The organism is Actinoallomurus acanthiterrae, assembly GCF_054775715.1.
Genome location: NZ_BAAHCO010000001.1, coordinates 7,945,784 through 7,967,689, shown reverse-complemented (window position 1 = coordinate 7,967,689; position 21,906 = coordinate 7,945,784). Strand labels below are relative to the sequence as shown.

The following is a 21,906-nucleotide window of genomic DNA, read 5'->3' as shown; positions in this document are numbered from 1 at the left end:
CGACGGCGCTGCTGATCGCGACCGGGAGCTACGTGACAGGCTTAGCGCGCCACCATCGCTCGGCTCACCGCGGCCCGTGACCGGCTGCGCCATGCCGCAGGCTGCCCGGCGACCCCGATCTGGACGTGCCCGGACTCCTCCGTGGCATCGACCAGCATCTGCCCGGTCGTCACGGGAGCAACGCTCGATCTCGCTAACAACGTCGTCGTCGGGCAGGCCCGCGTCGAATGCCGTGCCCCCTTGGAGCAACGACGTTGACATCGTACGGCCCTGACGTACTCTTAAAGCCTGACAATGTCAGAGCGGAGGCATGGCGTGCCGGACGACGACTACCTTCCCAGGGGACTGCCTCGGTCATGGCGAGCGGTGCGACGGACCCTGCTCGACGATGACGATCTGGCGAAGCTGACCGAGCGGACGGAGAAAGCGTTGGCCGCCACGCTTCGGGACATCGGCGGTGTGCCCTCGATCCTCGACGTCGCAGATGAACTCCACCAGCGGGCCCGGAAGCTCTGGGCAGGTTTCCGCACGGGTGATCAGGACGGGGGCCGGCGGTGGCACCGCTGGATAACTCGCTGGAAAGCGGGCCGCAAGCCGACCTGCTTCGCAAGGAGGTCAACGTGCTGCTTGAAACCCGGGCTGCGGAGTGTGCGGCCGATGCGGATGCTGCCAAGCACCTGCTCGCGTCGGGATTCGTCCGGCGACTTGCCAAGCACTACGGCTTCGGGCGCATCCTCCCTCGGATGGTGTTCAGATCGCGGTGGGAGGCCGACGCTCTCTACGAACGTTGCGAGTGTGCGTTGCACCAGCCCGGCGTTGAAAAGCTGGCGAGCGCCCTCCTCGCACATCCCGACGGCAAGGTCCGTGCGCCGGGCCACCCTCGCCTCTCCACGAAATCCCTCCTGGACCTTCCGGTGAGTGACCTATGAACACCAGTTGGCACCCGTACGACTTCCGTCCTGCCGGTTCCACCGCCGGCAACGCGGTCCGATGGGGAGACGACACCTATCTCGACGGACGACTGGTCACTTCCCAGCTGTCCACGCTGCTGCCTCCGGTGGCGGCCGATCTGATGGAGATCGCGACCGCCGTCTACAGCGCCGATCGGCTCACCGCGCGTGCCCGGCGTGATCCCTACGGGCTGGGCTGGGCCCGCCGCCTGCGCCTGTACATCGCGGTAAGGGATCCAGGACGCTGGACGGTCCTACAGGAACGTCTCAGCGGCCTGCTGAACTGGTTGACCGACGATGAGTGGGCGTTCGAGTTCGATCGGGCGCGGTGGCCGGAGTCTCCCCTCGACGAACCGCAGGACTTCCTGTTCAACACGGTGCCCGACCGCGCCGTCGCCGTTCTCTTCAGCGGAGGTCTCGACTCGACTGCCGGCCTTGCCAGGGATATCGCCCTCGCGCCTGACACCACTTACATACCGGTGAGCGTGAGCACCAACTCCCGGATGGCCTCCTGCCAGGAGACCGTCCTCAGTCTCCTGCGCGCGCCACAGCTCCGCCCCTGCCGGTACCGCCTCCACCTGGGACGGGGCCGATCGGTTGAGACCACCCAACGGACCAGAGGCTTCCTCTTCCTGTCTGCGGGTATCGCGACCGCATTGGCAGCCGGTCTTCAGAGGCTGCGGGTCTATGAAAACGGGATCGGCGCGATCAACCTGCCATTGATCGAGGGACAGCACGGATCCCAGGCCACCCGTGCGGTGCATCCCCGCACTTTGGAGTTGATGGCCGATCTGGTGTCGGCTGCCTCGGATTCCAGGTTCCGCACCGAACTTCCCTACCTGTGGTCGACGAAGGCGGAGGTGGTCAAACAGGCGCCCGACAGTGCGGATGAGGCCTGCGCTCGCTCGATCTCCTGCGATACCGGCTTTGCCAGCCGGATCGCCGGAGCTCATCCCTGCGGCGCATGCACGTCCTGCGTACTGCGTCGGCAAGCAGTCGCAGCGGCCGGGCGGGACCAGCTCGACGCCGGGCTCTCGTACCGCTCGAACACCGAATTCGAGGACATGCCGGAGGGGTGGGCGGCATGGCTATGGCAGGTGATGAGGCTCGGGCGCAGCCTGGTCGCCGCAGACCCATGGAGCAGCCTGGCTGGTGAGTTCCCGCAGGTCCTCGACGTGCCGGCAGCGGACACGGAACCCGGGCGGGCCGCCTTGCTGGACCTGTACGGTCGCTACTACAGCGAGTGGCAGGCCGTCGGCGCCGATCTTGGTGTCAACGTGCGTCGATGGGGTCTAGAACGGAGGGTGGCCGGATGACGGATGCCGAGACTTTGGTCTGTGAGCGCCTTCGGGCTGCGCGCCAGGCCGCGGGCGTGACCCAGCAGGACGCCGCCAACGCGTTGGGAGTGAGCCGCCCGCTTCTTGTGGCGATGGAAAAGGGCACCCGCAAGGTGCGCCCTGCGGAGCTGGTTACCCTGGCACGTCTCTACGGCCGTCAGGTCAGCGAACTGGTCCGCCCGCAGCCTCCTGTGGAGGCGCTCGGTGCTCAGTTCCGATTGGCGTTGACCCGACGATCCGACACCCCGGACTTGGAGTCGCTTGTCGGGGAGTTGGAGCGTTTGGGCGATGACTTTCTTGACCTGGCCCGGCGAAGTGGTGCGGAACTGCCACGCCGGTATCCGGCGACTGTCGAGCCACCCAGCCGTGACCTGGAGGACGCGGCGGAAGATCTCGCGGTTGAGGAAAGACGACGTCTAGGGCTGGGCGATGGCCCGATCTGGCAACTGCGCGAGATCCTCGAAGACGAGGTGGGAATCCGGATCTTCATGCCCGAGATGCCTTCGCGCGTCGCCGGTGTGATCGTCTTCGCTGAACCACTGGGTGCCTGCGTCGCAGTCAACCGCAATCACCCAGTGCAGCGCCGCCGGTGGACCCTCAGCCACGAATATGCCCATTTCCTCACCAGGCGGGAACGGTCTGAGGTCACCTTGATGGGGGAGCGCAGACCGGCCGAGGAGCGGTTCGCGGACTTCTTCGCCGCCAACTTCCTCATGCCGCGGAGCGGGTTGCGGCGGCGCTTCCTCGAACTGCATCGTCTTCGTCCCAAGGGGCCTACACTGGCCGACCTGTTTCAGCTCGCCCGGGTTTTCCGGGTGTCGTTGCAGGCCCTCATGCTCAGATTGGAAGACCTGAAGCTGGTGCCTTCGGGGGCGTACGATCGTTTGCAGCCGAACCTGCGCCCCGCCGAGGCGGAGCGGCTGCTCGGTATGGCTCCGGACGTCGAACCGGCTGAACTCCTCCCGCTTCGTTACCGGTACCTGGCTGCCGAACTGTTCGCCGAAGGTGAGATCACTGAAGGGCAGCTCGCCGGCTATCTGCGTGAAGATCGAGTCCGAGCTCGGCAGATCGTGCAGAGCCTGACGACCAGCCGGGACATCACGCAAGGTGGGGTTACGCAATCTGTACGGATGGACGAGGCGGTGTGCTGAGCGGGTGCATGAGATATTGGACGCCTGTGTAGCGCTGAACTTGCTGGCCACCGGCGAACTCGACGCCATCGCCGAAAGCCTCGGAGTGACGTTCGTCATGGCGGACGTCGCTGCAGCCGAGTCGCTGTATCTCATCGAAGTCGTCGATGGCGCTACTGAGCGCATACAGGTGCAGCTCGATCTGCATATAGACAAGGGCTCACTCCAGCTCTTCGAACTCGCTGGAGAGGCGGAGCTGCAGACCTTCATCGAGCTGGCGTCCGAGATCGACGACGGCGAGGCGGCGTCGCTGGCATTGGCCATCCACCGAGACCTGGTCATCGCCACGGATGATCGTAAAGCGCAGAGGGTGGCACTGCAGAGAAGACTTCCGAAATTGGAAAGCACGCCGTCGATCTTGAAACGCTTCACGGCAGCCGCCAGCCTCAAACCGGAAGAAGTCCGGCTCCTTCTGCTCATGGTCGAACGTCGATCCAGCTTCCGGCCGCCGCGGAGCTCCCCAAATTTTGACTGGTGGAGCGCTAACACGCGTTGACCAGCAGGCGGTTGCCAATCCCGCACCATCGCCGGGCGATCGACATCGCCGGGATCGCCGCCACCCGCGCGTCCTCGCCCGAGGTCAATGCCGGCAGCGGCTTCTGCGGTGCCCTGACCACCTTCACTGAGCAGCACCGATCATGATCCCTTGCTCGCGGTATCACCGGTGGAGTGCCGTACGACGGCCAGGGGGCCTTCCGCGTGGTGGAGGACGGAGTGGCTGACCGAGCCGAGATGAAGCCCGGGGAACCCGCCGCGTCCTCTGGCGCCGACGACGAGGAGTTCGGCAGTACGGGAGGCCTCAGTGAGAACTGCCGCAGGCGAGCCTTCGAAAACCTGCTCGATGATCGGAACCCCTGGGTACTTGGCCGTCCATCCAGCCAGGGTTTCCGACAGGAGCCTGGCGCCTTCCTCCTCGATCGTCAGCGTGTTGTAGCAGACCGGTCGCATCTCCGCCGGGTAGTCGGGGCGGTTCCAGGTGTGGACGGCGCGCAGACCCATCGCGCGCAGGGCCGCCTCCTCCATCGCGAAGCCCACGGCGTCGACGGAGGCTTCGGAACCGTCGACCCCGACGATGATCTCCGGCCTGCGGGGCCGGGTGTCGCCGTCCGCAGGCACGATGACGACGGGGCAGGGGGCATGTTCGGCCGCTTGGCGGCTCACCGAGCCGAGCAGAAGGCGGGTGAAGGCGCCGGTGCCGCGCCGGCCCAGCACGAGTAGCGTGGCGTCGGCCGCCTCTTGGAGGAGAGTGCCGGGAATGGGACCGACGCCGAGTCGGCGTTCGAGCTCGACGGAGGCGAACGTACGGGCGCGTTCCTCGGCGACATCGAGGACGCGCAGCCCGGGACTCTCCGGCTTTGGCGTCTGCGATCCGGGATGAGTGAACGCCGGGATATCGCCGCGCTCCCAGCCGGTCGTGATGTGGACGATACGCAGGGGGAGCCGTCTGCGCCCGGCTTCAGCAACAGCCCAGTCCAAGGCGTCAAGGGCCTGGGATGATCCGTCGACGCCGACCACGATGGGTTTTCTCATGGTGCCCCCTTCCTCCGCACGCCTGATCTCTTACGGGAGCCGGGCCTTGCGGGCTCGCCCCTTCTGGCATCGTGTGTTCCTGCTTACGGGCGAGATAGAGGCGATGGTCCCTGCCGGCGGAAACGTCGCTCCGCAGGTCCCTTACCATCCGGATCCCGCCTCAACGGACCGGCGCATCATCGGCGAGCGCCGGAGATTTTCGCCGGCCGCTCCCGGGCATCACCACTGTGGGCCGTACGGCTTCGTCCACCCCGGGCCGGGCGGGATGCTTGCCCGTCCGGGCGAACGCGAACGCAGGTGACGTGACCGCTGACGCTTCTCCCGATGATCTCCTCCGGGCCGTCCGGGCGGCGGGCATCCGCGATGAGCGCGTCATCGAAGCCGTGCGTATGACGCCCCGAGCGGCATTCGTGCCCGCCGATCACGCGGCGGCGGCCTACTTCGACATGCCCATCGAGATCGGGCACGGGCAGGTGACCACGCAGCCCTCGCTGTCGGCACGGATGATCGAGGGCCTTGGGCTGGAAGGCGATGAGCACGTGATGGAGATCGGCACCGGCCATGGTTTCCAGACCGCGCTGCTGGCCCGTCTGGCGGCCGATGTCGTGAGCATCGAGTGGTGGCCGGACCTGGCCCGGCAGGCCCGGCAGAACCTCGCCCGGCAAGGCATCGACAACGTTGACGTGCTCGCCGGGGACGGCAGCGGCGGCGTGCCCGATCGCGCTCCCTACGATGCCATCGTCGTGTCGGCCGCCTTCCCCGAAGTCCCCGCGCCGCTGGTCGAACAGCTCCGGCTCGACGGACGGCTGGTGCAACCCATCGGACCCGGCGGGCAGGAGAATGTCGTGTTGTTCCAGCGCGTCGCGACTGGTTTGGATCCCCAGAGAGTTCTGACGCCGGCCAGCTTCGTCCGTCTTCACGGCCGGTACGGCTTTCCCGCCTGACCGACGGCACATCGTGGGGCATCTGATCACCCACGCAATAGACGTCCTTCTGCGATAGGACCATCGGCCCTGGCCGCACCGGGTTCCGTAGACAGAACCTAAGGTTTGAGGGGCAGAGCCATGGTGTCCGTTGAACGTATCGAGGCGGGACGGCAGGTAGCCGTCATGACCGTGATCCCCTTCTGCCGCACCCGCCGAGGAGGCCGACCAGGGCCGGAAAGTCATGAGCGAACGGCGTGACACCGAACACGACCGTACCCGCCGCTGAAGCAGGCTCGAATGAAGCAGGTGGACATGATGGAGACCAAGCAGTGGAGTGTGCAGATCGGTATCACCGAGAGTGGCAAGGACACCCGTGTCCGCGCCGTGCTCACCACGATGAGCGGCACGACCCTCGAGGGGCTCGGCCACGCCCGGCGCCACCCGCGCGACCGGGTCGTGCCGGAGATCGGTGACGAACTGGCCGCGGGCCGGGCGCTCATCGACCTGGGCAGCAGGCTCGTCCAGCTCGCCACCGCCGACATCGCCGAATCTGTCACCCAGTGAGCGATCACAGAGGTCCGCTAAAGCGATCCAGGGGAATTCGCGTGGCAGCGAGCACGACGAGCGGGCCGTTCATGGACCTTGGTCCTGGACGTGCCACCTTACGGCCCTACCGGCTTCTCCACGGACCGAGGGAGCGTCAGGAAAGGAGGTTGATATGAAGCGTGGGGCCGCTGATCGGCTCATGACGGCGCAGATCCGGCTGCCGGGCCGAGGGAGGCACTCGACGAGGTCGGCAAAACCCGGCCCGCCGAACGAACCCCCCAAGCCTGCACCGCCGACCCCTCCATCCTGGCGTGGCTGGCTGGTGCCGATCGGCATCGGCATCACCTTGTTGCTGCTGCTCGGACGCGGCATGTCCGCGAAGCCCCCGGAGACGTTGCTGTCCTACAGCCAGCTCGTCACCGATGTGAACGCCGGTCAGGTGACAAAAGTGCGGATTGACGACACCGGCGCGGTGAGCGGAACCCTTAAGAGCGGCAAGCACTTCACCAGCCGGATCCCGACCGCGCTGAACACCTCACAACTCGAAGGCCAGCTACGCGCCAAGGGCGTGAACATCACCGCCACGCGCAGCAGCGGCTCGGCAGGCGCGCTTCTGCTCAGCTTCCTGCCGCTACTGATCATCGTCAGTCTGTTCATCTGGAGCGGGCGAGCCGCGCAGCGCTCCCTGGCCGGTGGGGTCGGCGGGTTCGGGCGGTCCCGAGCAAAGATCATTGAAGCCGAACGGCCGACCACCCGGTTCGAAGACGTCGCCGGCTATGAAGGCGTCAAGCAGGAGATCAGCGAGATCGTCGACTTCCTGCGTGACCCTGACCGGTACGCAGCGGCGGGCGCCAAACCGCCACGTGGGGTGATCATGGTGGGCCCACCGGGTACCGGCAAGACGTTGATCGCCCGGGCGGTCGCCGGTGAGGCGGAGGTGGCCTTCCTGTCGGTGACCGGTTCGGCTTTCGTGGAGATGTTCGTCGGCGTCGGCGCCTCCCGGGTACGGGACTTGTTCGACGACGCGCGGAAACGGGCACCCTCGATCATCTTCATCGACGAGATCGACGCGATCGGCGGCAGACGCGGTGGCGTCGTCACTGGCGGCCACGACGAACGCGAGCAGACACTCAACCAACTGCTCGCCGAGATGGACGGTTTCGACCAGTCGAGCGGCATCGTGGTGCTGGCGGCCACCAACCGGCCCGAGACCCTCGACCCGGCGCTGCTGCGCCCTGGCCGCTTCGACCGGCAGGTCACCGTGCCGCTGCCCAACCAGGCCGAACGGGCCGCGATCCTCGCTGTGCACGCCCATGGCAAGCACCTCACCGGTGACGTCGACCTCGACGCCGTCGCCCGCGCCACGCCGGGATTCTCCGGCGCCGACCTTGCCAACCTCGTCAATGAAGCCGCCATCAACGCGGTCCGCAGCGGCCGGACCATCATCGAGCCCGCCGACCTGGACACCGCGCGCGACCGGGTCCTGCTGGGGCGCCGGGAGACCTCTAACGCGCTGCTGCCCGAGGAGCGGCACGCGGTGGCCGTACACGAATCCGGGCACGCGCTGTTGGCCGCGCTGTGCGAGCACGCCGACCCCGTCGCCAAGGTCACCATCCTGCCCGCCGGTATGACGCTCGGCGTCACCGAACAACTCCCCGAAGCCGAGCGCCACCTGTACAGCGAGGGCTACCTCACCGACCTGCTCACCGTACGACTCGGCGGCCGAGCGGCGGAACTGGTCGTGTTCGGCGAAGGATCCACCGGCGCCGCCGACGACCTGTCCGGCGCAACACAGATCGCCGCGCGCATGGTCCGTGAGTTCGGGCTTTCACCCGCCCTCGGTCCCGTCGGCTACGCATCCGGCACGCCGCAGTACCTCGGCGCACCCGCCGAGGACGCCCTGCGGCGGCCGTACTCCGAGCAGACCCAGCGGATCATCGACGAAGAGATCGCGCGTCTGCTCCGCCACGCCGAAGAACGTGCGGTCGCCATGCTCCGCGACCACCGGCAGGCACTGGATCGACTCGCCGCGCTTCTCCTCGAACACGAGACCATCGCCGGCGACGCTGTCCTGAACGTCCTGCGAGCCGAGGAACACGGCCGAAAAGCCCAGGCCCGACCAGAAGCACCCATCCCAGGGTGAGAACGGGCCGCCCCGAATGATCCGTGGCCGTGCGGCGGTCGCGACCGGCCAGGGCCGGCTGTCACGCCGGGCGGACGGTCCGCAGTTCGGCATCGTGCCGGCGCAGTAGCCAGCGACGGACTTCATCGGCTCCCCACACGATCAAGGGGAACGGAGCGGCGAAGGCGACCATGTCGGGGGTGAGGGCCGCAGTGCCTAGGAGCGTCTGGAACGGCGGGGCGTAGATGAACATGGCGGCGAGGGCGAGTTCGAAGGCGATGCCCCACAGCAGCAGCGGGTTGGACAGGGCTCCTACGGAGCGCAGGGAGGCGCGTTCGGTACGGGCGGCGAACGCGGTGCCGATCTGGCCGGTGACCATGCCGAGGAAGGTCATCGTGGTCGCCTGCCGGTAGGCGTGGTGCAACGGCCGTCCGGGGCCGGTGGCATCGCCGGGGCGCCAGCCCGCTCTCAAGAGCACGTAGAAGAACCCCGCCATGGCCAGGCCCGCGCAGATCACCCCGAGGAACAGCCACGCGCGCAGCAGCATCGATGCGCGGATCACGCCTTCGGAGCGCTTGCGCGGGGCGCGCCGCATGAGCCCTGGTTCAGCAGGCTCGCGGCCGAGCGCCAGCGCGGGGAGGGTCTCGGTACCGACGTCGAAGGCGAGCAGTTGCAGCACTGTCAGCGGGAGCGGGATCGCGCCGCCGGCCAGTGCGAAGATCAGGAACGGGGTGATCTCCGGAGTGGCGTGGGCGAAGATGTAGAGAATGAACTTTCGGATGTTGTCATAGACCTGTCGGCCTGCCTTCACGGCAGCGACGATGGTGGCGAAGTTGTCGTCGGTGAGCACCATGGTGGAGGCTTCGCGGGCGACGTCCGTACCCGAGCGGCCCATCGCCACACCGATGTCGGCGCGGCGGAGCGCCGGCGCGTCGTTGACCCCGTCCCCGGTCATGGCGACCACGTGGCCCTCGGCCCGCAGCGCGTCCGCGATCCGCAGTTTGGCTTCGGGTGAGCTTCGCGCGAAGATCAGTTCAGGTGTGTCGCGGAGTAGCACGTCCAGGTCGTCCTCGCGCAGACGGTCGAGTTCGTCGCCGGTGATCACGGTGGGCTCTCCGCGGACGATGCCGACCTGGGCGGCGATCGCTGTGGCCGTCAGCGCGTGGTCGCCGGTGACGACGATGATGCGGATGCCGGCCGCGTGGCAGTGCGCGACGGCGTCGGCGACCTCGGGGCGGGGTGGGTCGTGCATGGCCACGAGCCCGAGCAGGGACAGCTCCCGCTCGGCTTGTTCACGGCGCTCTGGTATCGGTTGTGTTGATCCGAGGTGGCGCGCTGCGACGGCCAGCACACGCAGCCCGCGCCGGGCATGGGAGTCCACGACCTGCTCGATTTCTTTTCGCCGAGCCACGGTCAGCGGTCGCACACAACCGTTCTCCACGATCGTGGTACACCGTGGCAGCAGTTCCTCGGGGGCGCCTTTGGCGTCCACCCACACACCGCCGTCGCGCTCGTCGATGGTCGACATCAGCTTCAGGACCGGGTCGAAGTGGAACTGGCGTCGCCGCCTGCGCACCCGTTCGGCCACGTCGACGGATTCACCGAGCGACCTCGCCGCCTGAAGCATCGCCACCTCGGTGGAGTCACCTACCACGGTGCCCCGCGCATCGGGCTCGGCGTTGTTGCATGCCGCCATCGCCGCGGCGAGTTCGTGAATCGTCGCGTCGCCCGACCCGGCCGCCGGAGGGCGGCTCCCATCACCTTCGTACGAGCTCGACGCAGTCCAGATCGTGGTCACCCGCATACGGTTCTGTGTCAGTGTGCCGGTCTTGTCGGTGCAGATCACGCTGGTCGAGCCCAGTGTCTCCACAGCGCTCAGCCGCTTCACCACCGCCCCGCGGCGTACCAGCCCGCGAACGCCCAGTGCCAGCGCCAAGGTGATCACGGGAAGCAGACCCTCGGGCACGTTGCCCACGAGCAGCCCGACCGCGAACACGACCGCGTTCGCCAGCGACAGGCCCGCGCCGAAGGTCGCCACTGGAATGAACGCCAGGCCGGTCAGCACCGCGATCAGGGCGATCAACCACGCCACGCGGCGGACCTGGGTCTCCAGCGGGCTCTCCTCCCGCTCGAGGCGTTGCGACAGCGCCGCGATACGTCCCAGCTCCGTGCGCATCCCGGTCGCGAACACCAGTGCCCGCGCCTCACCCTCGGTACATGATGTCCCGCTGAACACCAGATCGCGGGCCTGCAGCAACCCCACCCTGGTGTCCAGTAGCTCCGCGGAACGGAATGCCGGCATCGACTCACCGGTCAACGTCGACATGTCCATCTCGATGCCGCCGTCGAGTAGCCGCGCGTCCGCCGAGATCCGGTCACCCTCCTCGACCACCAGCACATCGCCGGGCACCAGCCGCGCAGCCTGGATGACCTGTACCCGCCCGTCGCGTACCACCTTGGCCTGCACGGGCAGGTATGCGGCGAGTGCCTCCACTGCCCGTTCCGCCTGCACCTCCTGAGCGAACGCGAACGCGGCGTTGACGGCGATCACCACGACGATCGCCACCGCCACCGCGGCGATCCCCGCCACCCACGCCAATCCCGCCGCGGCCCACAGCAACAGCGCTAGTGGATGGGTGAACTGCCGCGCCAGCTCCCGTGGCCATCGTCTCCCGCCGCGGCGCTGAAGCTCGTTCGGACCGTAGTGGACCAGTCGCCGCTCCGCCTCCCGCGCTGAAAGCCCCGACCGGGTGCTGCGCAGGTCACGCAACAGCAGGTCCACGCGCTCCGTCGGATCAAGGCCCGTGCTGGTTCGTGCGTCGGCCACGTCGCTCATCGATCAACTCTCCGGCCCGTCGGCCTCGCTGCCCCGCACCTGCCTGATCCGTGCCCGTAGCGGTACCGGTGCCTCGTCCATGCGGCTGACAAAGCCCTCGCCTGGCCGGCGGCACCCTGGCCTGATCAACGCATCGCCGTGGCATTAATGCTGTTCAAGTTCGTTATACGAACCCGCTGCCAGGTTGACGTCGTGTATATCTCCACGTCGATTATTGTGATCGTTCTTTACTGGGAGAGTGCTCGACTAGAGTGTCGGCGGAGGGGAAGAACACGCTTTCGTGACCGTCGCTCCAGCGGACAAGGTAAGGCGGTGCGCCGTTCTGACCGTGTACTTCGAGGATCACGCCCTTGCGTACCTCATCGCCGACATTACGGCCCTTCACGGTCAACTCATCGCCTGCAACCGCTTGCATCATTCCTCCTCATTTCTTGCTATTCACTCAATGGTTTAGCGGCGAAGATTCATCACCGATGCGCTTACGTCGTGCTGGTGATTGCATTGGTCAGTCCGGGGACAGGCGAGGGCGGCGTTGCCAGGCGTGGTCGGGGCCATGGGGCCGGACGGCGATCAAGGCACATTCGGCGGAGTTCTTGATCGGGCCGGACGTGTCGATCGTGGTGGCATCTGGCCATAGGTCCGCCGATTCGGCCATGTGGGCGGCGATCGCCGGGTCGGCGTCGGACACGCCGCGGGGGCGGGTGTGCAGGCGTTCGCCGGCGAGCGGGGTGTCGCAGCGCAAGGGGATCAGGTCCGCGTGCGCTTGTTCGGCGGTCCGGGCGGCGTCGGCCCGATGCTCAGCGGAGGTCCAGGAGGCGTCGACGATGACGGATTCGCCGTAGGACATCAGCCGTGCGGCGCGTTTGAGGAGTTCGGCGTAGGTGCGCCGGGTCCAGAAGGCGTTGTAGATGCCGGTGCCGTACGGCGCAGGCGCCGGGGTGTCGGGGGACAGTTCGGCGAGTTCCTTGCGGACGCGATCACTGTTGAGCACGGTGAAGCCGAGCCGGTCGCCGAGTGCCTCGCTGAGCGCGGTCTTGCCGGTGCCCGGTAGCCCCCCGACCAGGACCAGGCTGACCGAGCCGGCGTTCAGGTGACGCAGGGCGATCTCGGTGTAGCGGCCGACGTCGCCCGCTGCGTGAGTATCGCCCTGCCCCGAGCGCAGGCAGGCGACCTTGGCGCGGACGAATGCCCGGTAGGCCACGTAGTGGTGGCGCAGCGACGGTGGGGCCGGATCGTCGGCGTATTCGGCGTACCAGGTGATGAAGCGCTGGGCGAGGTCCGGGGCGTTCAGGCGTTCGAGATCCATCGCGAGGAATGCCGCGTCGTCGAGCCCGTCGAGCCAGCGCAGCCGGTCGTCGAAGTCCAGGCAGTCCAGCACGCGAGGGCCGTCGTCGAGGCAGAAGATGTCGTCGGCCATCAGGTCGCCGTGCCCGTCGACGATGCGGCCCTCGTGGATCCGCGCGTTGAAGAGGGGTTCTCGTGCTTCCAAGAAGCGCAGCGTCAGCCGTTCGATCTCGCCGGCCTCTGCGGCGTCGATCGCGCGTCCATGGAACGGGCGGACCTGGTCGAAACTGGCGGTCCACCGCTCACGCAGGGCGTCTCGGGTCCCCTGAGCGGAGATCTCGGCGGTCCGTGGCGAGGCGGCGTGGGCGCAGGCGATCAGCCGGGCGATCGCCCGGAGCACGTCGTCGAGAAAGGCACCTTCCAGCACCAGGTCGGCAAGGCGCCGCTCGGCGGGCATCCGGCGCATGACGACCAGGTGGTCACACGGCGTCCCCGGAGGCATGACCACGTCTGCGACGCCAAGGTAGACGTCGGGGGCGAAGCGTCGGTTGAGTTCGACCTCGCGGTGACAGGCGCGTTCCCGCCGCTCGCGCGTGGAGAAGTCGAGGAAGCCGAGGTTGACCGGTTTCTTCATCTTGTAGGCCCGGTCTCCGGTGAAGAACACGACCCCTGCGTGGGTTTCAGCGACGTCCGCAGCCCAGCTGTCCATGGTTCTCCCTCCGACATTGGCAGCCTGTCGTGCGGGGACGCGGCCTTACCAGGGGCGTCAGTCCCGTGGGAAACGGCCAAAGGCCCCTGGTCACAGCGGGCCCGGCTGGGTGCACTGAATTCAAAGCGGTGGCCTGGCGGCCATCGACGGGCCGTCTCGTGGCGAAGGAGGCTGCCATGGGGGGAATCGTGGTGGGTGTCGACGGATCGGCCGATTCGCAGTTCGCGCTTGAGTGGGCCGTTGTTGAGGCCGAACGGTGGAAGGTCCCGCTGACCGTGATTACCGTCGCTCCGCGTATGGTGACCGTCGGTGCGGGCGCTCCGATGCTGGGGACGGTCGATCAGGAGCTGCTTCAGGCCATGCGCGAGGCCGCGCGCGCCGCGGTGGAGAAGGCCGTGGTGGGACATGAGGTGTCGATCAAGGTCCGGGCGATCGCCGGCGTCGCGGCCGAGGAGCTCTTGAACGCCTCCGAGGACGCCGACATGCTGGTCGTCGGATCGCGGGGCCACGGCGGGTTCGCTCGGCTGCTCCTTGGCTCGGTGAGCAGCCAATGTGTGCACCACGCCGGCTGCCCGATCGTCGTCATCCCGTCACGCCGCCGAGCCTGAAGCAAGGGCCCGGTACGGGCCGAAGGTCCCGCGTCTCGATGACCTCGGCCCGCTGACCGGACGATCCCGTCGGTCGATGCTTTGAGCATGGTCGAACAAGCGCACTGGCGGGCACGGTGGGGTGACGCCTCCGCGGCGGGAGAGGCCGTCGTGCCGAAACGCGCGTCGATGGAGCCGGCGTTCGCGTTGCTCACCGACGGCACGGCGATCCAGATCCGCGAAGTACGCGCCGGCGACCTGGGGGCCGTCCGGGACCTGCACCATGGCATGTCGCCGGACAACCTCTACCTGCGCTTTTTCGGGCTGAGTCCGCGGATCGCCGACGAGGTGTCCGAACGCCTCTGCCGAGGACCTGACCCGGCCCATGAGGTTCTCGGCGCCTGGCTCGGTGATGAACTCGTCGGCGTCGCGAACTACGAGCCCACAGGGGACCCTGGCACTGCGGAGATCGCGCTCGTCGTGGCGGACGGAATGCACCACCGTGGCGTCGGCACGCTGCTGCTGGAACATCTGGTGTCCCTGGCCCGCTCTCGCGGTGTCCGGGAGTTCCGCGCCGACACCCTGGCCCAGAACGCCGCGATGCTGCGCGTGTTCGCCTCCGCGGGTCTGGCCATCCAGCGCGATCTCGCGGATGGTGTCGTCGAGGTGCGGATGCCGTTGACGGCCGACGAAGGGTACCTCGACGCCGTCGCCGAGCGTGAGCGGCGCGCCGATGTCGCGAGCCTGCGCCACCTGCTCTGCCCGGCGTCTGTGGCCGTCGTCGGTGCTGGCCGCCGTGCCGAGTCGGTCGGTGGGGCGATCCTGCGCAATCTGGTCTCCGCCGGCTTTCGTGGCGCGGTGCTCGCGGTCAATCCCCGCGCGGGGGAGCGGCTGGCGGGTGTGCCGTGCGTGCCCTCGGTGGCCGCCCTGCCGGAGGCCCCGGAGCTCGCCGTGATCGCGGTGCCACCGGAGGCCGTGGTCCAGGTCGTCGAGGAGTGCGGCCGGCGGGGAGTGCGATCACTGGTGGTGATCACCTCGGGGGGCGACGGGCCCGCGCTGCTCGCCGTCTGCCGGCGGTACGGCATGCGGCTGGTGGGCCCCAACTGCTTCGGCGTCGCCAACAGCGCCGTACGACTCGACGCGACCTTCGCCGCCCAATCCGCCCTGGCCGGGAGGGCAGGGGTCGTCGTGCAGTCCGGCGGGATCGGCATCGCGCTCCGTGACCATCTATCCCGGCTGGACGTCGGCGTGTCGTCCTTCGTTTCGGTCGGCGACAAGTACGACGTGAGCAGCAACGACGTTCTGCTGTGGTGGGAGGCGGACCCGGCGACCCGCCTCGGTGTTCTGCACGTCGAGTCGTTCGGCAATCCACGTAAGTTCGCGCGGACCGCCCGGCGCGTCGGCCGCCGGATGCCGCTACTTACCGTGGTCGCGGGACGGTCGGCGGCCGGGCACCGGGCGGCGGCCTCGCACACAGCCGCGGCGGCGACTCCCACGGTCACCCAGGAGGCACTGTTCCGGCAGGCCGGCATCATCGCGACTCACGGCATCGGCGAGATCCTCGACGCCGCAGCGCTGCTCGCCCATCAGGCGGTGCCGGCCGGGGAACGCGTCGCGATCGTATCGAACGCGGGAGGCGCGGGTGTGCTGGCCGCAGATGCCTGCGCCGACGCCGGCCTGATCGCCGCGACGCTGAGCGAGGAGACCGTACGTGAGCTGACGCGGCTGCTGCCGCGCGGAGCCGCCTGCGCCGGTCCGGTGGACACCACTGCGGCGATCGACCCTGATCGGTTCGCGCGTTGCCTGGACGTGGTCGCAGCCGATGGTGGGGTGGACGCCGTTCTGGCACTGGCCGTCCCGACGGCTGCCTCTGACCTGGCCGCCGCTGTGGTGGCCGGTGGCGTGGCCAAGCCGCTGGCGGCGGTCGTTCTCGGCCAGCCTGAGTCGGTGCGGGTCCGCAGCGGGCCCGGGGAGGTGCGCGTCCCGTCGTATGCCTTCCCTGAGGACGCGGCCCGCGCCCTGGCCCGCGCCTGCTCCCACGGCCGGTGGCTCGAACGTCCGGCCGGAAACGAGCCGCAGTTCGCCGACCTGGGGGAGAACACGGTGGCCCGGATCATCCGGCGCTTCCTCGACGAGTCACCCCAAGGCGGCTGGCTGTCACCCCCCGACACGATGAACCTCTTGGGTGCGTACGGGCTGCCGCTGGCGGGCTGGCGGATGGTCGCCTCGGTCGATGAGGCCGTACGCGCCGCGGCCGAACTCGGCGGCCACGTCGCTCTGAAGGCGGATGTGCCGGGGATCGTGCACAAGAGCGAGGCCGGTGCGGTCGAGCTCGACCTGCGCGGCGAAGCGGATGTCCGGCGCGCCTACGGTCGGCTGGCTGCCCGCTTCGGCGACCGGCTCAGCGGTGTTCTGGTGCAGAGGATGGCCGGGGTCGGCGTCGAGGTCCTGTGCGGCATTGTCCAGGAGCCGGTCTTCGGCCCTTTGATCGTCTTCGGTCTGGGAGGGGTCGCCACCGAGGTGCTCGGTGATCGGTCGGCCCGGTTGACGCCGCTTACCGACGTGGACGCCGCGGAGCTGATCCGTTCGGTGCGCGGCGCGCGGCTGCTGTTGGGGCACCGGGGCGCCCCGGCCGTGGACACCGCGTCGCTGGAGGAGGCTCTGCTGCGGCTTTCCCGCCTCGCCGACGATCATCCTGACATTGCCGAGGTCGACCTCAATCCGATTATCGCCGGGCCCGATGGGGTCGTCGCGGTCGACGCGCGCGTTCGTGTTCTCCCACAACGGCACTGGGACCCCTACCTTCGCCGTCTCCGCTGACTCCGGAAAAGGAGGGCACGGTCGACACACGCCATCGGTCGTGCCCGGCATGTCCGGCTGGCGCGCTGCCGACAAGCTGCGGAACCGGGGCTGGTGAGAGGGCCGAGCGGCCTGGGTACAGGGGACTTTGGACCCTCCTAGGCCGGTCGGCCCTCCGCGAGGCTGAAGGAGGAGAGACACGGCGCGCGGGGGCACGGATATGGCCTGGATGCTCGATGGCTTGGCCGGGCTGCACGCTGCGCTGATCGATTCGGGTTATACGGTGATCGGTCCGACGGTTCGTGACCGGGCGATCGTGCTGGCGGAGCTGGCGTCGGCAAACGATCTTCCTTACGGCTGGGGCGTCGCGCTGGAGCCGGGTGGGTACCGGATCCGGCGTCGTGCGGACTCCGCGGCGTTCGCCCATTCGGCGGGGCCGCAGTCGTGGAAGCCGTTCCTGCACCCGCCGCGTTCTAAGCTGTGGGACGCCCGCCGTACCGATGACGGTTTTGAGATCAGTGAGGCCAGGGAGAAGCCTCCGCGTTACGCCTTCCTGGGGGTACGCCCCTGCGATTTGCGGGCCATCGGGATCCTCGATCGGGTTCTCGCCGGTGGCGGGAACTCCGACGATGCCTATGCCGCGCGCCGGGACGGTGTGTTCATCATCGTCGTCAACTGCACCGAGCCGGGGGAGACGTGTTTCTGCGCCTCCATGGGGACCGGGCCGGGGGCCGACTCCGGTTATGACCTGGCGTTGACCGAGTTCACGGGGGAGGGACGATTCCTCGTCGACGTCGGCAGCGACGCCGGGGCCGGCGTGCTCGCGCGGATCGAACGCCAGGAGGCGGACGCGGTGACCGAGACGCGGGCGCGGGCGGAGGTGGACGCGGCAGCCGGCCGGATGGGCCGGGAGATGCCCGCCGAAGGCCTGCGGGAGCTGATGGCCGGAAGTCTGGAGGCGGCCCGTTGGGACGATGTGGCCTCACGCTGTCTCACCTGCGGTAACTGCACGATGGTCTGCCCGACCTGTTTCTGCACGACCGTCGAGGACGTCACGGACCTGACCGGCGACCACGCCGAGCGGTGGCAGCGCTGGGACTCCTGCTTCGACCTGGACTTCTCCCATCTGCAGGGCGGCAGCGTGCGCACGTCGACCAAGAGCCGCTACCGCCAGTGGCTCACCCACAAGCTCGGGACGTGGCATGACCAGTTCGGTTCTTCGGGATGCGTCGGATGCGGGCGGTGCATCGTGTGGTGCCCGGTCGGCATCGACCTGACCGAAGAGGTGGCCGCACTCCGGGAGGAAAGCGATGGGTGAGCGGCCGCACGCACTGCCGGGCTCGGCGCTGACCTGCCACGCCTTCGTCCGTGACATGCCGGAGCACCACATCGCGAGGCTGGCCTCGGTGGCGTGCTACGAGGACGTGCCAGCCGGGCACCGCTTCTTCGAGGAGGGTGGTTCCGCGGACCGGTTCTGGTTGATCCAGGCCGGCCGGGTCGCCCTGGATCTGCACATTCCGGGCCGTGGCACCGTGATCGTGGAGTCGCTCGGGCGGGGTACGGTGCTGGGCTGGTCGTGGCTGTTCCCGCCGTATGAGTGGCGGTTCGGGGCCGTCGCGGCCGAGCCGGTCCGCGCGATCCGGCTGGACGCGAGGGCGGTGCGGGAGATGTGCGCGAAGGATCCGGCGCTGGGGTACGAGCTCACCCGCCGGTTCACCGCGGTCATGCTCGACCGGCTGCAGAACACCCGGATGCGGCTGCTGGACCTGTACGGCGCGCCGTTGGGGCGTGAGGTATGACGGCCATGACGCCGGTCCCGTACCGGGTGACGGAACGGCGGGAGGAGACCCACGACACCGCGACGCTCGTCCTGGAGCCGTGCGGTGCGCCGATCCCGCGGGTCCGGCCCGGCCAGTTCACCATGCTGTACGCGTTCGGCGTCGGGGAGGCGCCGATCTCCGTCAGCCGTACCGGAGGAGTGATCGAGCAGACGGTCCGTGACGTCGGCGCGGTCAGCCGTGCGCTGGCCGGGAGTGGGCCCGGGCGGATGGTCGGCGTCCGGGGGCCGTACGGCGTCGGCTGGGGAGTCGAGGACGCGGTCGGCCGGGACCTGGTCTTCGCCGGGGGCGGGATCGGGCTCGCACCGCTGCGCCCGGCTCTGCTGTACGCCCTGGAGCATCGTGAGTTCTATGGCGCCATCACGGTCCTCATCGGCGCCCGCACCCCTGCGGACCTGCTGTACCGGGCCGAGCTTGACCGGTGGCGCGAGCGCGGTGCACGCGTCGAGGTGACGGTCGACCGCGCCGGCGCCGGCTGGCCCGGCCACGTCGGACTGATCACCTCGCTACTCGGACTCGTGGACGCCGGCCCGGAGAACGCCACGGCCTTCGTCTGCGGTCCGGAGATCATGATGCGCCTGACCGCGCAGGCGCTCTGCGACCGGGGCATGGCCGACGTGCGGATCTCCCTCGAGCGCAATATGCGCTGTGGCGTCGGGTGGTGCGGTCACTGCCAGCTGGGTCCCTGGCTGATCTGCCGGGACGGCCCGGTGGTGGCCTATCGGGACGCCGCCGCGCAGCTGAGCGTGAAGGAGCGGTAGATGGCGCCCAAGCTGGCGGTGTGGAAGTTCGCCTCCTGTGACGGCTGCCAGCTCAGCCTCCTCGACTGTGAGGACGAGCTGCTGGCACTGGCGGGCGAGGTCGAGATCGCGCATTTCCTGGAGGCCTCCAGCGCCGTCGTGGCGGGCCCGTATGACGTGTCGCTGGTCGAGGGTTCGATCTCCACCCCGGCCGACGCCGAGAAGATCCAGCACGTCAGGGAGGCCTCTCGGACGCTGGTCACGATCGGGGCGTGCGCCACCGCGGGCGGCATCCAGGCGCTGCGGAACTACGCCGATGCCGAGGAGTACCGGTCGGTCGTCTACGCCAAGCCCGAGTACGTCGCCACGCTCGCCGACTCCACACCGATCTCCGCGCACGTGCCGGTCGACTTCGAGCTTCGTGGCTGCCCGATCGACCGGGGGCAGCTGCTGGAGGTGATCTCTGCCTACCTCGCCGGGCGTAAGCCGGGCATCCCGAACCATCCGGTGTGCTTCGAATGCAAGATGCGTGGCACCGTATGCGTCATGGTCGCCCACGGCACACCGTGTCTGGGCCCGGTCACCCACACCGGCTGCGGAGCGATCTGCCCGGCCTACGGACGCGGCTGCTACGGCTGCTTCGGGCCCGCGACCAGGGCGAACATGGGTTCGCTGAAGACCTGGCTGGGAAACATCGGTATGTCACGCCCGGAGATGGACCGGGCGTTCTCGACCTTCAACGTCGCCGCGTTCAAGGAAATACCGGATGACCCACCGACGTGAACGGACCCTGAGCGTGGGCGCCTTGGCCCGAGTCGAGGGCGAAGGCGCGCTCTACGTGCGGATCGAGGGGGACCGGGTCGAGGAGATCCGGCTGAACATCTACGAGCCGCCGCGTTTCTTCGAGGCGTTCCTGCGCGGTCGTGCGTACACCGAACCCCCGGACATCACCGCCCGGATCTGCGGGATCTGCCCCGTCGCCTACCAGCTGAGCGCGTGCCGGGCGGTGGAGGCGGCCTGCGGCGTCGCGGTCGACGGACCGCTGAACGACCTGCGGCGGCTGCTGTACTGCGGCGAGTGGATCGAGAGCCACGCCCTGCACATTTACCTGCTGCACGCCCCGGACTTCCTCGGCCACCCGAGCGCGGTGGAGATGGCGCGAGAGAACCGGTCGCTGGTCGAACGCGGTCTTCGGATCAAGAAGGCCGGTAACGCGATCATCGAGCTGCTCGGCGGCCGGGCCATCCACCCGATCAATGTACGGATCGGCGGCTTCCACCGGGCGCCGGCCCCGGCCGAGCTGTCCCCGCTCGTGCCACCGCTCAACCGGGCCCTGGAGGACGCCCTCGGCACCGTCCGATGGGTGGCCGGCTTCGACTTTCCCGACCTGACGATCGACCACGAATTCCTGGCGTTGACCGGAGAGGACTACCCGCTCGAGGGCGGCACACCACGAACCACCACGGGCACCACCTTCGAAGTCTCCGCCTTCGAAGACCAGCTCATCGAGAGTCAGGTCCCGCACTCCACGGCCCTGCACGCACGGCTCGCACACGGAGGCCGGTACCTGACCGGCCCGCTGGCGAGATTCGCGCTCAACCGGGACCGGCTCTCACCGCTGGCGCGGGAGGCCGCAACCACCGCCCGGCTCGGCCGACAGTGCCGGAACCCCTCGCAGAGCATCATCGTCCGCGCTGTCGAGGTCGTCCACGCGATCGAGGAGGCCCTGCGCATCGTCGCCGCCTACGAACCCCCGCCGCAGCCGTACGTCCCACTTCCGCCCCGGGCCGGCCGCGGCCACGGCGCGACCGAGGCGCCACGCGGAGTCCTGTTCCACCGCTACGACATCGACGCGCACGGCATGGTGACTTCGGCCCGGATCGTGCCGCCGACCTCGCAGAACCAGGCAGCCATCGAGGAGGACCTGCGTCGCCTGGTCCAGGAACGCATCGACCTCGACGACACCGCGCTCACCACCGAATGCGAACGGGCGATCCGCAGCTACGACCCGTGCATCTCCTGCGCGGCGCACTTTCTCGATCTGACCGTGGAGCGCGCGTGATCGTCATCGGTGTCGGCAACGACCTCCGCCGCGACGACGGCGCCGGCCCCGCCGTGATCGGCGAGCTACGCGACCAGCGACTGAAGGGCGTGACCCTCGCCGTCTCCGACGGTGAGCCGGCCCGTCTGATCGATCTATGGGCCGAGGCGGACCTGGCCGTCGTGGTCGACGCCGTACAGACCACCTCGGGGCAGCCCGGTCGCGTCCGGGAACTCGACTCCATCGACGGCGTCCACCCCGGCACCAGCAGCAGCCATGCTCTGGGACTCGGCACCGCGACGCGCCTGGGCGAGGCCCTCGACCGAATGCCCGGCAGGTTGCGGATCTACAGCATCGAAGGCGCCGACTTCAGCCTCGGCCCCGGCCTGTCACCACCGGTAGCCCAGGCCGTCACCGAGGTCGCTCACCGGATCACCACGCTCGCCCGAGAGGTGGCACATTACGGGTGAT

The 21,906-nt window shown here is 68.7% G+C and carries 21 protein-coding genes; 15 read left to right on the top strand and 6 right to left on the bottom strand.

Annotated features, from left to right (window positions below; translation table 11 throughout):
• Positions 1-41: 41 nt before the first annotated feature.
• On the bottom strand, positions 42-173 hold the full coding sequence (locus tag ACYVF7_RS37600; RefSeq protein WP_460350099.1) for a hypothetical protein: 132 nt from the start codon (positions 171-173) through the stop codon (positions 42-44).
• Between the two features lie 381 nt (positions 174-554).
• Between ACYVF7_RS37600 and ACYVF7_RS37595 the strand changes: the two genes are divergently transcribed.
• The 4 genes from ACYVF7_RS37595 to ACYVF7_RS37580 are packed head-to-tail and all read left to right on the top strand — an operon-like array spanning position 555 to position 3,973.
• The gene (locus tag ACYVF7_RS37595; RefSeq protein WP_460350097.1) at positions 555-929 is read left to right on the top strand and encodes a hypothetical protein; all 375 of its coding nucleotides are present in this window, start codon (positions 555-557) and stop codon (positions 927-929) included.
• Positions 926-2,266 (top strand): 7-cyano-7-deazaguanine synthase, encoded by a 1,341-nt coding sequence (locus ACYVF7_RS37590; RefSeq protein ID WP_460350095.1) that lies wholly within the window; start codon positions 926-928, stop codon positions 2,264-2,266. Before ACYVF7_RS37595 ends, ACYVF7_RS37590 begins: the two co-directional genes overlap by 4 nt.
• Complete coding sequence (locus ACYVF7_RS37585) at positions 2,263-3,438, top strand: helix-turn-helix domain-containing protein (protein WP_460350093.1); 1,176 nt, start codon at positions 2,263-2,265, stop codon at positions 3,436-3,438. Before ACYVF7_RS37590 ends, ACYVF7_RS37585 begins: the two co-directional genes overlap by 4 nt.
• 4 nt (positions 3,439-3,442) lie before the next feature.
• Positions 3,443-3,973 (top strand): hypothetical protein, encoded by a 531-nt coding sequence (locus ACYVF7_RS37580; protein ID WP_460350091.1) that lies wholly within the window; start codon positions 3,443-3,445, stop codon positions 3,971-3,973.
• Here ACYVF7_RS37580 and ACYVF7_RS37575 read toward each other — a convergent pair.
• Together ACYVF7_RS37575 and ACYVF7_RS37570 are read right to left on the bottom strand one after the other, a co-directional pair.
• Entirely contained in the window at positions 3,960-4,100 is a 141-nt protein-coding gene (locus tag ACYVF7_RS37575) for a hypothetical protein (RefSeq protein ID WP_460350089.1), read from the bottom strand. The two genes, ACYVF7_RS37580 and ACYVF7_RS37575, sit on opposite strands and share 14 nt — an antisense overlap.
• Positions 4,101-4,113: 13 nt before the next feature.
• A complete protein-coding gene (locus ACYVF7_RS37570) occupies positions 4,114-5,007 on the bottom strand; it encodes a universal stress protein (RefSeq protein ID WP_460350087.1) in 894 nt (297 codons plus the stop codon).
• Positions 5,008-5,309: 302 nt separating this feature from the next.
• On the opposite strand from ACYVF7_RS37570, the gene ACYVF7_RS37565 reads away from it, so the two are divergent.
• The 3 genes from ACYVF7_RS37565 to ftsH all read left to right on the top strand — a co-directional run bounded on the left by ACYVF7_RS37565 (position 5,310) and on the right by ftsH (position 8,622).
• Positions 5,310-5,951, top strand: coding sequence for a protein-L-isoaspartate(D-aspartate) O-methyltransferase (locus ACYVF7_RS37565; protein ID WP_460350085.1), 642 nt, complete (start codon positions 5,310-5,312; stop codon positions 5,949-5,951).
• Between the two features lie 279 nt (positions 5,952-6,230).
• The gene (locus tag ACYVF7_RS37560) at positions 6,231-6,497 is read left to right on the top strand and encodes a DUF1876 domain-containing protein (RefSeq protein ID WP_460350082.1); all 267 of its coding nucleotides are present in this window, start codon (positions 6,231-6,233) and stop codon (positions 6,495-6,497) included.
• 304 nt (positions 6,498-6,801) lie between these two features.
• Positions 6,802-8,622: an ATP-dependent zinc metalloprotease FtsH gene (gene ftsH / locus ACYVF7_RS37555; RefSeq protein ID WP_460350080.1), complete on the top strand. Its 1,821-nt coding sequence runs from the start codon at positions 6,802-6,804 to the stop codon at positions 8,620-8,622.
• A 61-nt stretch (positions 8,623-8,683) separates the two neighbouring features.
• On the opposite strand, the gene ACYVF7_RS37550 is transcribed toward ftsH, so the two are convergent.
• The 3 genes from ACYVF7_RS37550 to ACYVF7_RS37540 form a co-directional block, all read right to left on the bottom strand.
• Positions 8,684-11,437: a cation-translocating P-type ATPase gene (locus tag ACYVF7_RS37550; protein WP_460350078.1), complete on the bottom strand. Its 2,754-nt coding sequence runs from the start codon at positions 11,435-11,437 to the stop codon at positions 8,684-8,686.
• Positions 11,438-11,648: 211 nt separating this feature from the next.
• Positions 11,649-11,855, bottom strand: a complete 207-nt coding sequence (locus tag ACYVF7_RS37545) for a DUF1918 domain-containing protein (RefSeq protein WP_460350076.1) — start codon at positions 11,853-11,855, stop codon at positions 11,649-11,651.
• 87 nt (positions 11,856-11,942) lie between these two features.
• Entirely contained in the window at positions 11,943-13,430 is a 1,488-nt protein-coding gene (locus ACYVF7_RS37540; protein ID WP_460350074.1) for a bifunctional aminoglycoside phosphotransferase/ATP-binding protein, read from the bottom strand.
• A gap of 176 nt (positions 13,431-13,606) precedes the next feature.
• Here ACYVF7_RS37540 and ACYVF7_RS37535 point away from each other — a divergent pair, with 176 nt between their 5' ends.
• From ACYVF7_RS37535 to ACYVF7_RS37500, 8 genes are all read left to right on the top strand, one after another.
• The gene (locus ACYVF7_RS37535; RefSeq protein WP_460350072.1) at positions 13,607-14,038 is read left to right on the top strand and encodes a universal stress protein; all 432 of its coding nucleotides are present in this window, start codon (positions 13,607-13,609) and stop codon (positions 14,036-14,038) included.
• 87 nt (positions 14,039-14,125) lie between these two features.
• Positions 14,126-16,837 carry a bifunctional acetate--CoA ligase family protein/GNAT family N-acetyltransferase gene (locus ACYVF7_RS37530; RefSeq protein ID WP_460350069.1) on the top strand — a complete coding sequence of 904 codons (2,712 nt, stop codon included), beginning with the start codon at positions 14,126-14,128 and terminating at the stop codon, positions 16,835-16,837.
• Between the two features lie 208 nt (positions 16,838-17,045).
• Entirely contained in the window at positions 17,046-18,134 is a 1,089-nt protein-coding gene (locus ACYVF7_RS37525; RefSeq protein WP_460350067.1) for a 4Fe-4S dicluster domain-containing protein, read from the top strand.
• On the top strand, positions 18,127-18,615 hold the full coding sequence (locus tag ACYVF7_RS37520) for a Crp/Fnr family transcriptional regulator (protein WP_460347376.1): 489 nt from the start codon (positions 18,127-18,129) through the stop codon (positions 18,613-18,615). The genes ACYVF7_RS37525 and ACYVF7_RS37520 overlap by 8 nt, the downstream gene beginning before the upstream one ends.
• A complete protein-coding gene (locus tag ACYVF7_RS37515) occupies positions 18,612-19,415 on the top strand; it encodes an FAD/NAD(P)-binding protein (protein WP_460350065.1) in 804 nt (267 codons plus the stop codon). The genes ACYVF7_RS37520 and ACYVF7_RS37515 overlap by 4 nt, the downstream gene beginning before the upstream one ends.
• Positions 19,416-20,177: an NADH-quinone oxidoreductase subunit B family protein gene (locus ACYVF7_RS37510; RefSeq protein WP_460350063.1), complete on the top strand. Its 762-nt coding sequence runs from the start codon at positions 19,416-19,418 to the stop codon at positions 20,175-20,177.
• Positions 20,161-21,456 carry a Ni/Fe hydrogenase subunit alpha gene (locus ACYVF7_RS37505; RefSeq protein WP_460350061.1) on the top strand — a complete coding sequence of 432 codons (1,296 nt, stop codon included), beginning with the start codon at positions 20,161-20,163 and terminating at the stop codon, positions 21,454-21,456. Before ACYVF7_RS37510 ends, ACYVF7_RS37505 begins: the two co-directional genes overlap by 17 nt.
• Positions 21,453-21,905 (top strand): hydrogenase maturation protease, encoded by a 453-nt coding sequence (locus tag ACYVF7_RS37500; protein WP_460350059.1) that lies wholly within the window; start codon positions 21,453-21,455, stop codon positions 21,903-21,905. The genes ACYVF7_RS37505 and ACYVF7_RS37500 overlap by 4 nt, the downstream gene beginning before the upstream one ends.
• Position 21,906 lies beyond the last annotated feature (1 nt).